Origin of the sequence: Vibrio maritimus (assembly GCF_021441885.1) — a bacterium.
GTDB classification, from domain to species: Bacteria; Pseudomonadota; Gammaproteobacteria; order Enterobacterales; family Vibrionaceae; genus Vibrio; species Vibrio maritimus_B.
In genome coordinates this window covers 3,510,171-3,519,349 of record NZ_CP090438.1, presented here as the reverse complement: position 1 = coordinate 3,519,349, position 9,179 = coordinate 3,510,171, and the positions used below count along the sequence as shown (strand labels likewise).

General features: G+C 49.3%; 10 protein-coding genes, 6 tRNA genes and 3 rRNA genes. 9 read left to right on the top strand and 10 right to left on the bottom strand.

Features of this window, described 5'->3' with window-relative positions; translation table 11 throughout:
* The first annotated feature begins 139 nt into the window (after positions 1-139).
* The 9 genes from LY387_RS16345 to LY387_RS16305 all read left to right on the top strand — a co-directional run bounded on the left by LY387_RS16345 (position 140) and on the right by LY387_RS16305 (position 5,821).
* Positions 140-1,691: ribosomal RNA gene (locus LY387_RS16345) — 16S ribosomal RNA — on the top strand.
* A gap of 89 nt (positions 1,692-1,780) precedes the next feature.
* Positions 1,781-1,856 (top strand) — tRNA-Glu (locus LY387_RS16340).
* Between the two features lie 2 nt (positions 1,857-1,858).
* A tRNA-Lys gene (locus LY387_RS16335) sits at positions 1,859-1,934 on the top strand.
* A 29-nt stretch (positions 1,935-1,963) separates the two neighbouring features.
* A tRNA-Ala gene (locus LY387_RS16330) sits at positions 1,964-2,039 on the top strand.
* A gap of 30 nt (positions 2,040-2,069) precedes the next feature.
* Positions 2,070-2,145: transfer RNA gene (locus LY387_RS16325), tRNA-Val, on the top strand.
* 281 nt (positions 2,146-2,426) lie between these two features.
* Positions 2,427-5,314 (top strand): 23S ribosomal RNA (locus LY387_RS16320).
* Between the two features lie 91 nt (positions 5,315-5,405).
* Positions 5,406-5,521: ribosomal RNA gene (gene rrf, locus LY387_RS16315) — 5S ribosomal RNA — on the top strand.
* Together the 16S, 23S and 5S rRNA genes with 6 tRNA genes alongside form the textbook arrangement of a ribosomal RNA operon.
* A 56-nt stretch (positions 5,522-5,577) precedes the next feature.
* Positions 5,578-5,654: transfer RNA gene (locus LY387_RS16310), tRNA-Asp, on the top strand.
* Positions 5,655-5,744: 90 nt separating this feature from the next.
* A tRNA-Trp gene (locus tag LY387_RS16305) sits at positions 5,745-5,821 on the top strand.
* A 71-nt stretch (positions 5,822-5,892) separates the two neighbouring features.
* Here the strand turns inward: LY387_RS16305 and LY387_RS27195 are convergent.
* The 10 genes from LY387_RS27195 to LY387_RS16260 are packed head-to-tail and all read right to left on the bottom strand — an operon-like array spanning position 5,893 to position 9,178.
* Positions 5,893-6,027, bottom strand: a complete 135-nt coding sequence (locus LY387_RS27195; protein ID WP_267967699.1) for a hypothetical protein — start codon at positions 6,025-6,027, stop codon at positions 5,893-5,895.
* Positions 6,020-6,181, bottom strand: coding sequence for a hypothetical protein (locus LY387_RS16300; protein WP_234494861.1), 162 nt, complete (start codon positions 6,179-6,181; stop codon positions 6,020-6,022). Before LY387_RS16300 ends, LY387_RS27195 begins: the two co-directional genes overlap by 8 nt.
* Positions 6,181-6,366 carry a hypothetical protein gene (locus LY387_RS16295; protein ID WP_234494860.1) on the bottom strand — a complete coding sequence of 62 codons (186 nt, stop codon included), beginning with the start codon at positions 6,364-6,366 and terminating at the stop codon, positions 6,181-6,183. Before LY387_RS16295 ends, LY387_RS16300 begins: the two co-directional genes overlap by 1 nt.
* 35 nt (positions 6,367-6,401) lie before the next feature.
* The gene (locus LY387_RS16290; protein ID WP_234494859.1) at positions 6,402-6,917 is read right to left on the bottom strand and encodes a structural protein P5; all 516 of its coding nucleotides are present in this window, start codon (positions 6,915-6,917) and stop codon (positions 6,402-6,404) included.
* Entirely contained in the window at positions 6,898-7,083 is a 186-nt protein-coding gene (locus LY387_RS16285; RefSeq protein ID WP_234494858.1) for a hypothetical protein, read from the bottom strand. The genes LY387_RS16290 and LY387_RS16285 overlap by 20 nt, the downstream gene beginning before the upstream one ends.
* Positions 7,067-7,501, bottom strand: a complete 435-nt coding sequence (locus LY387_RS16280) for a hypothetical protein (protein ID WP_234494857.1) — start codon at positions 7,499-7,501, stop codon at positions 7,067-7,069. Before LY387_RS16280 ends, LY387_RS16285 begins: the two co-directional genes overlap by 17 nt.
* Positions 7,494-8,129: a hypothetical protein gene (locus LY387_RS16275; protein ID WP_234494856.1), complete on the bottom strand. Its 636-nt coding sequence runs from the start codon at positions 8,127-8,129 to the stop codon at positions 7,494-7,496. Before LY387_RS16275 ends, LY387_RS16280 begins: the two co-directional genes overlap by 8 nt.
* The gene (locus LY387_RS16270; protein ID WP_234494855.1) at positions 8,129-8,626 is read right to left on the bottom strand and encodes a hypothetical protein; all 498 of its coding nucleotides are present in this window, start codon (positions 8,624-8,626) and stop codon (positions 8,129-8,131) included. The genes LY387_RS16275 and LY387_RS16270 overlap by 1 nt, the downstream gene beginning before the upstream one ends.
* Positions 8,616-8,984: a hypothetical protein gene (locus LY387_RS16265; protein WP_234494854.1), complete on the bottom strand. Its 369-nt coding sequence runs from the start codon at positions 8,982-8,984 to the stop codon at positions 8,616-8,618. The genes LY387_RS16270 and LY387_RS16265 overlap by 11 nt, the downstream gene beginning before the upstream one ends.
* Entirely contained in the window at positions 8,969-9,178 is a 210-nt protein-coding gene (locus LY387_RS16260; protein ID WP_234494853.1) for a hypothetical protein, read from the bottom strand. The genes LY387_RS16265 and LY387_RS16260 overlap by 16 nt, the downstream gene beginning before the upstream one ends.
* Position 9,179 lies beyond the last annotated feature (1 nt).

The following is a 9,179-nucleotide window of genomic DNA, read 5'->3' as shown; positions in this document are numbered from 1 at the left end:
TTAGATATTTCTCTTAATAAAGAGCGGTATCAAATTAGGTTTCAATGAAACGAAGTGACCATTGAATCGAAAGATTCAGCACAGTCAATTCAAACATTACTTATGTAATGTTCAGTATTCATTGAGCCGACAAAATCTTAAATTGAAGAGTTTGATCATGGCTCAGATTGAACGCTGGCGGCAGGCCTAACACATGCAAGTCGAGCGGAAACGAGTTAACTGAACCTTCGGGGAACGTTAACGGCGTCGAGCGGCGGACGGGTGAGTAATGCCTGGGAAATTGCCCTGATGTGGGGGATAACCATTGGAAACGATGGCTAATACCGCATAATAGCTTCGGCTCAAAGAGGGGGACCTTCGGGCCTCTCGCGTCAGGATATGCCCAGGTGGGATTAGCTAGTTGGTGAGGTAATGGCTCACCAAGGCGACGATCCCTAGCTGGTCTGAGAGGATGATCAGCCACACTGGAACTGAGACACGGTCCAGACTCCTACGGGAGGCAGCAGTGGGGAATATTGCACAATGGGCGCAAGCCTGATGCAGCCATGCCGCGTGTGTGAAGAAGGCCTTCGGGTTGTAAAGCACTTTCAGTCGTGAGGAAGGCGGTGTCGTTAATAGCGGCATCGTTTGACGTTAGCGACAGAAGAAGCACCGGCTAACTCCGTGCCAGCAGCCGCGGTAATACGGAGGGTGCGAGCGTTAATCGGAATTACTGGGCGTAAAGCGCATGCAGGTGGTTAGTTAAGTCAGATGTGAAAGCCCGGGGCTCAACCTCGGAACTGCATTTGAAACTGGCTGACTAGAGTACTGTAGAGGGGGGTAGAATTTCAGGTGTAGCGGTGAAATGCGTAGAGATCTGAAGGAATACCGGTGGCGAAGGCGGCCCCCTGGACAGATACTGACACTCAGATGCGAAAGCGTGGGGAGCAAACAGGATTAGATACCCTGGTAGTCCACGCCGTAAACGATGTCTACTTGGAGGTTGTGGCCTTGAGCCGTGGCTTTCGGAGCTAACGCGTTAAGTAGACCGCCTGGGGAGTACGGTCGCAAGATTAAAACTCAAATGAATTGACGGGGGCCCGCACAAGCGGTGGAGCATGTGGTTTAATTCGATGCAACGCGAAGAACCTTACCTACTCTTGACATCCTCAGAAGAGACTGGAGACAGTCTTGTGCCTTCGGGAACTGAGAGACAGGTGCTGCATGGCTGTCGTCAGCTCGTGTTGTGAAATGTTGGGTTAAGTCCCGCAACGAGCGCAACCCTTATCCTTGTTTGCCAGCACTTCGGGTGGGAACTCCAGGGAGACTGCCGGTGATAAACCGGAGGAAGGTGGGGACGACGTCAAGTCATCATGGCCCTTACGAGTAGGGCTACACACGTGCTACAATGGCGCATACAGAGGGCGGCCAACTTGCGAAAGTGAGCGAATCCCAAAAAGTGCGTCGTAGTCCGGATTGGAGTCTGCAACTCGACTCCATGAAGTCGGAATCGCTAGTAATCGTGGATCAGAATGCCACGGTGAATACGTTCCCGGGCCTTGTACACACCGCCCGTCACACCATGGGAGTGGGCTGCAAAAGAAGTGGGTAGTTTAACCTTCGGGAGGACGCTCACCACTTTGTGGTTCATGACTGGGGTGAAGTCGTAACAAGGTAGCCCTAGGGGAACCTGGGGCTGGATCACCTCCTTATACGAAAGATTATTGCGATGAGTGTTCACACAGATTGATGGTTTATGATGTAAAGAGATAATGTAAGTGCCCAACACTTACAACTTAGTGTCCCGTTCGTCTAGAGGCCTAGGACACCGCCCTTTCACGGCGGTAACAGGGGTTCGACTCCCCTACGGGATACCATTGGGTCGTTAGCTCAGTTGGTAGAGCAGTTGACTTTTAATCAATTGGTCGCAGGTTCGAATCCTGCACGACCCACCATTCCTTCTTTGAAGGAACTCTCAAGAAATGGGGCTATAGCTCAGCTGGGAGAGCGCCTGCCTTGCACGCAGGAGGTCAGCAGTTCGATCCTGCTTAGCTCCACCATTCTTGAACATTCCACGGAATGACTTTCGTGGGCGATTAGCTCAGTTGGGAGAGCACCTCCCTTACAAGGAGGGGGTCACTGGTTCGAGCCCGGTATCGCCCACCATCTTTAAGCACATTTGCTGAAGTGTTCTTAAAAATGGTTTCGAAAGAAACTAGCTCTTTAAAAATTTGGAAAGCTGACGAATAACATTTGATTAATGTTATTCAATTAAAAGTTCTCAAATCCTAGATGATTTAATCATTTAGGTACCAACACACATTCAAGTGTTCTTGGAATTTGAGTACGGCAAAATCGAGTCTGCATCATGTATAAAAATTGCAGACAACTTTGGTTGTTTGATTAAACAATCTCATGGTTTCATCTGAAACTCTTTGGGGTTGTATGGTTAAGTGACTAAGCGTACACGGTGGATGCCTTGGCAGTCAGAGGCGATGAAAGGCGTAATAACTTGCGATAAGCCCAGATTAGGTAGTAATAACCTTTGAGTCTGGGATTCCTGAATGGGGAAACCCACCTGCATAAGCAGGTATCGCTGAGTGAATACATAGCTCAGCGAGGCGAACCGGGGGAACTGAAACATCTAAGTACCCCGAGGAAGAGAAATCAACCGAGATTCCGAAAGTAGCGGCGAGCGAAATTGGATTAGCCCTTAAGCTTTTAATGAGACAGGTGAAGGCTCTGGAAAGTGCCGCGATACAGGGTGATAGCCCCGTAACCGACATCTCATCATCAGTGAAATCGAGTAGGGCGGGACACGTGATATCCTGTCTGAATATGGGGGGACCATCCTCCAAGGCTAAATACTACTGACTGACCGATAGTGAACCAGTACCGTGAGGGAAAGGCGAAAAGAACCCCTGTGAGGGGAGTGAAATAGAACCTGAAACCGTGTACGTACAAGCAGTAGGAGCACCTTCGTGGTGTGACTGCGTACCTTTTGTATAATGGGTCAGCGACTTATATTCAGTGGCAAGGTTAACCGTTTAGGGGAGCCGTAGGGAAACCGAGTCTTAACTGGGCGTTCAGTCTCTGGATATAGACCCGAAACCAGGTGATCTAGCCATGGGCAGGTTGAAGGTTGAGTAACATCAACTGGAGGACCGAACCGACTAATGTTGAAAAATTAGCGGATGACTTGTGGCTAGGGGTGAAAGGCCAATCAAACCTGGAGATAGCTGGTTCTCCCCGAAATCTATTTAGGTAGAGCCTCGGACGAATACTACTGGGGGTAGAGCACTGTTAAGGCTAGGGGGTCATCCCGACTTACCAACCCTTTGCAAACTCCGAATACCAGTAAGTACTATCCGGGAGACACACGGCGGGTGCTAACGTCCGTCGTGGAGAGGGAAACAACCCAGACCGCCAGCTAAGGTCCCAAATTATAGCTAAGTGGGAAACGATGTGGGAAGGCTTAGACAGCTAGGATGTTGGCTTAGAAGCAGCCATCATTTAAAGAAAGCGTAATAGCTCACTAGTCGAGTCGGCCTGCGCGGAAGATGTAACGGGGCTAAGCTATAAACCGAAGCTGCGGCAATATACTTTGTATATTGGGTAGGGGAGCGTTCTGTAAGCCGTTGAAGGTGGATTGTAAGGTCTGCTGGAGGTATCAGAAGTGCGAATGCTGACATGAGTAACGATAAAGGGGGTGAAAAACCTCCTCGCCGGAAGACCAAGGGTTCCTGTCCAACGTTAATCGGGGCAGGGTGAGTCGACCCCTAAGGCGAGGCCGAAAGGCGTAGTCGATGGGAAACGGGTTAATATTCCCGTACTTCTTACAATTGCGATGGGGGGACGGAGAAGGCTAGGTGGGCCTGGCGACGGTTGTCCAGGTTCAAGTGCGTAGGCTTGAGAGTTAGGTAAATCCGGCTCTCTTTAAGGCTGAGACACGATGTCGAGCTACTACGGTAGTGAAGTCATTGATGCCATGCTTCCAGGAAAAGCCTCTAAGCTTCAGATTGTAAGGAATCGTACCCCAAACCGACACAGGTGGTCGGGTAGAGAATACCAAGGCGCTTGAGAGAACTCGGGTGAAGGAACTAGGCAAAATGGTACCGTAACTTCGGGAGAAGGTACGCTCCTCGCGGTGAAGTCCCTTGCGGATGGAGCTATGGGGAGTCGCAGATACCAGGTGGCTGCAACTGTTTATTAAAAACACAGCACTGTGCAAAATCGTAAGATGACGTATACGGTGTGACGCCTGCCCGGTGCCGGAAGGTTAATTGATGGGGTTAGACTTCGGTCGAAGCTCTTGATCGAAGCCCCGGTAAACGGCGGCCGTAACTATAACGGTCCTAAGGTAGCGAAATTCCTTGTCGGGTAAGTTCCGACCTGCACGAATGGCGTAATGATGGCCACGCTGTCTCCACCCGAGACTCAGTGAAATTGAAATCGCTGTGAAGATGCAGTGTACCCGCGGCTAGACGGAAAGACCCCGTGAACCTTTACTACAGCTTGGCACTGAACATTGACCCTACATGTGTAGGATAGGTGGGAGGCTTTGAAACTAGTACGCCAGTATTAGTGGAGCCGTCCTTGAAATACCACCCTTGTAGTGTTGATGTTCTAACGTCGACCCCTTATCGGGGTTGCGGACAGTGCCTGGTGGGTAGTTTGACTGGGGCGGTCTCCTCCCAAAGAGTAACGGAGGAGCACGAAGGTGGGCTAATCACGGTTGGACATCGTGAGGTTAGTGCAATGGCATAAGCCCGCTTGACTGCGAGAATGACAATTCGAGCAGGTGCGAAAGCAGGTCATAGTGATCCGGTGGTTCTGAATGGAAGGGCCATCGCTCAACGGATAAAAGGTACTCCGGGGATAACAGGCTGATACCGCCCAAGAGTTCATATCGACGGCGGTGTTTGGCACCTCGATGTCGGCTCATCACATCCTGGGGCTGAAGTCGGTCCCAAGGGTATGGCTGTTCGCCATTTAAAGTGGTACGCGAGCTGGGTTTAGAACGTCGTGAGACAGTTCGGTCCCTATCTGCCGTGGGCGTTGGAAGATTGAAGGGGGCTGCTCCTAGTACGAGAGGACCGGAGTGGACGAACCTCTGGTGTTCGGGTTGTGATGCCAATCGCATTGCCCGGTAGCTAAGTTCGGAATCGATAACCGCTGAAAGCATCTAAGCGGGAAGCGAGCCCTGAGATGAGTCTTCCCTGGCACTTTAAGTGTCCTAAAGGGTTGTTCGAGACTAGAACGTTGATAGGCAGGGTGTGTAAGCGTTGTGAGGCGTTGAGCTAACCTGTACTAATTGCCCGTGAGGCTTAACCATACAACACCCAAAGGGTTTTGATGGACTCAAAGTAGAACATTGAATGTGAGTTCAGAACTTTTAAAATCAGTTTTCCGAATTAAAGAATTTGCTTGGCGACCATAGCGTTGTGGACCCACCTGATCCCATGCCGAACTCAGAAGTGAAACGCAATAGCGCCGATGGTAGTGTGGGGCTTCCCCATGTGAGAGTAGGACATCGCCAGGCTTTGAACATTATCTGTTTAAAGCACGATTTAGATAAGACTTTAAATAGACCACTGCGGAGTGGTAGTTCAGTTGGTTAGAATACCGGCCTGTCACGCCGGGGGTCGCGGGTTCGAGTCCCGTCCACTCCGCCACTTATTAAGAAGCCTCGTCTAACGACGAGGCTTTTTTGAATCTAACGTGTTGATTTTAGTTATTAAATAACATAGATTAGATATCACTTTAGGGGTGTAGCTCCAATTGGCAGAGCAGCGGATTCCAAATCCGCGTGTTGGGAGTTCGAATCTCTCCACCCCTGCCATCTTTATTTGCATAAACATGCAAAAAGAAAGGCCGCTAGAAATAGCGGCCTTTTGTCCATCTGATATTTGGTTATTTACGCTTTCTGCGTCTTGCTGGCTTGCGCTTTTTGGTGGTAGTACCTTTTGCTTTCACAACGCGCCCACCTTTGGCGAAGCGATACCCCTTTTTTAGCGTGCCGTTTGCTTTCAATCCGACTTTAGCCATTGCTTTCATCCTTCCATTCTAATTTTGATATACGTTTGTCATGCTCATTGAGCGTTCTCGCAGCCTTTAAGTAAAGGTACGCCGCGGCTAAGCTGATAAAGGGGTTAATGTCATTCAATAACCCCGTGAGTGCGTGAAGCAGTGCACCATCCATTACTTATCCTTTCGGTCATTACGAATAATGGAAGTCGTCGAAGCAATGGCACCCGCCGCTGCTAACACACCCGAGACCATTCCGCCCGTAGTGGCAACATCAGCGATAGCACCAATGGTAAGTGCTGCGGTAGCAATGCCTTCCCACGTTGATGCTTGCGTTAAGTAATTCAAAAAAGTTTTCACTATTTCCCCCTGTCTCACGACGTTAGAAAGTGACGTTAAGCGAGCGCAACCCCATGTGCGATTAAATCCATGTCATAGGGCTGTACGCCGTTTTCAAACTCAATCATGGCTGCGATTAATACCGGGAATTGGGAGGACATAATTTTATGGTTGCTCTCACTGATACCAAGCTTCCTTGCAACATGCTTGATGTAATTTTCTAAATGTGGATTCTCTTCGCCAGCGGGTGCCCAGCGGCTAATGATGTCTCGAACTGTGCCTAGGTTGTGGTGGTTTTGGTAATTCTGTATAAGCTTTGTTGCAGCGCGAATGCCGTATTCTGGTGAGCCGAATACAGCAAATGTTCCATCACTGCCTGTTTGACCTAACCAGTCATTGTGTTCACTGTACTTGATGTTCGTTGGGTTGTTGTTGCGGATACCTCGTGGCGTTCCCATACCTAATACCTCGTCGATGGCAGTGTCAATTGGATTTCTAGAGTCCTTGTGACGAAAAAGTTGAAGGCCAATCAGCCCCAAACCAACGACGGCACTAATCTGAAGTTTGTTCATGGCTGGCTTCCTCAATGAGCACGAACGCTTTGCCGTTCCATCGATACATTTCGGGGTTGGTCAACACATCACGGCTAAGCTCAATATCAAGCAAGGTGAGTGATTCACGCTCTTGCAGTGCGTTGATGGAGATGATGTGACCCTGTGCGTTAACTTGAACTTTCATAAAACCGAACCTCATGATGTATTCTGACGCCGATATCAACGCCATTAGTAAGGTCTTGTACTGAGAACTCAATTCTATCTGCGCCCTTTGGACAAAATATGGTTTGGCGATAGACCTGTTTACAGACCTGACTTGCTTCGACTTCCATAAACCCAATCGCATCGCTTGAACCTGAAGAGGTATTGATACAAAACCAAGAAAGCGTCATCAGTTTTCCTGGTGAAGAGGTCGGTGTGCGCTGTGTGATGTACACATCGATTAAGCGAATAGCATCATGGCTATCGAGTGAAAAGGCCACAGTTGGTTTATGGGAAGCAATGTCTGTTGCCCCATAGTGCCAAGTATCATCAAACTCGACTTTTAGAGTCTCGGAAGGACTGGATGCGCCGCCAAACGTGACGGAAGAAAGACTACTCATACACAATCTCACTAACAAAAATGATGCTCGCCGCAGCGCCTTTAACTTCGACTTCGCTATTGGTTTCAACGATAAAAACTTGACCGGGGTACACGGGAATGCCGCTGACAAAAACAGGACCAGAGTTATCGGTGTAACCCGTAATAAGAAGCTCATAACGCTCGGGGTTAGCGGGGAGGGATATTTTACCGGCACCTAAACTCATTGTGCCCAGTGACACCATGCGTTTACGGTGATATTCAATGGTCACCGGTTTGGTGATGCTACTCACCTCAACAGGCTTGACCACCTCAACAGGTAAATCTATCGTAATGCCCGTAATAGTGGCGTTGATGTCTGAGCCTGCAATGGATGGCGTAAACCGGTGTAAACCAATCTCAAGTTCAATATCGTTACGTTCATCCGAGAGGTTTTGTATTTCTAATCGAGTGAACCTCGCAGTTGGAGAAAACTCACCGATATCGTATTGCTCACCTCTGTGCATTTTGATTTCAACCGATTGGCCTTGGTCAACGTCTGAGGTTAATATGATAGACAGTGCCGCACTGGCTTTACGAATGTACAGAAAACGACCGACTTCAAGAATGGTGGTTCGAGCGTTAGGACTGAGCGTTTTTTCAATAGACATTACTTCTTACTCCAAACCACTACGCCCATCACAACCAGTCCCACCCCAATCACTACCATGACCATTTTGGTCATTTCCTGAGAGGTTTTCGCAATCATTGCTTCCCCACCGGTTTGTACGTTTTCAGCTAAATCCTTAATGGCAGAGATGGACTTGTCGTTCTGCGCATTTTGGGAAGCGGTTAAGCCAGACACCATATCCATAGCGTCTCGCGTGGTGCCGGTGACCGCATCCAGCGCACCATCGAACGCATTCCCTGCAAATTTTAGGGACGTTTCTCCAAAGTCCAACGCACTCTCACCAAACCCAAACGCCTCTTTGAGTCCGACTTCGGCAAAGTCGAAAGCGGAGTCAATCGCGCCATGGTCAGTGGATATCATGGTATTACCACTGCCTAGAATGGCGTTGCCGGTGTTATCACCTTGCAGCGCATAGTTTTCGGTATTCGTGGTGTAATGATTAGTGGTTGAGGATGAAGAACTACTTCTACTTCCCATTGCATCCCTCCACTGGCACTAAGAACACATTTTCTACCCATTGCACGGGTAGGTTGATGAGTCGGTGTAGTCCCTTATGGGTACTGTGGAATCGGCAGCCGTAAGCACCAATATTGTTGGCTTGCTCTAAGATACGAGGGGCCGTGTTTGCTAAACCCTCCCCAACAGCGCACAGCACCACCAACACTTTGCCTTTTGAGTCTTGCTCAATGGTCACAATGTAGTGCGTGTCTTCGAGTTGCCAAATGTGTGAATGACCACAGCGAACGCTTCGAAGGATATCTTCTGAGTAGTCACCCAAAGCAGAAGCAAATCGTGTCACCGCCTCAGGGCTGTAGGGAACTATTTTAATTTCCACAGTAACACCCCTCCAATGAGCACAAAGCCCAATACAATAGCCATGGCAATCCTTGAGTTATCGACACGATTTCCGATACCACCGACGTTCGCACCGCCAAGGCTCCCCATGTCCGCGCTAGAGCCAGCACTGCTGGGGCCGCCATTACCTAGACCGCCAGCGATATCACCAAAACTTGGCATACCCGGAATCATA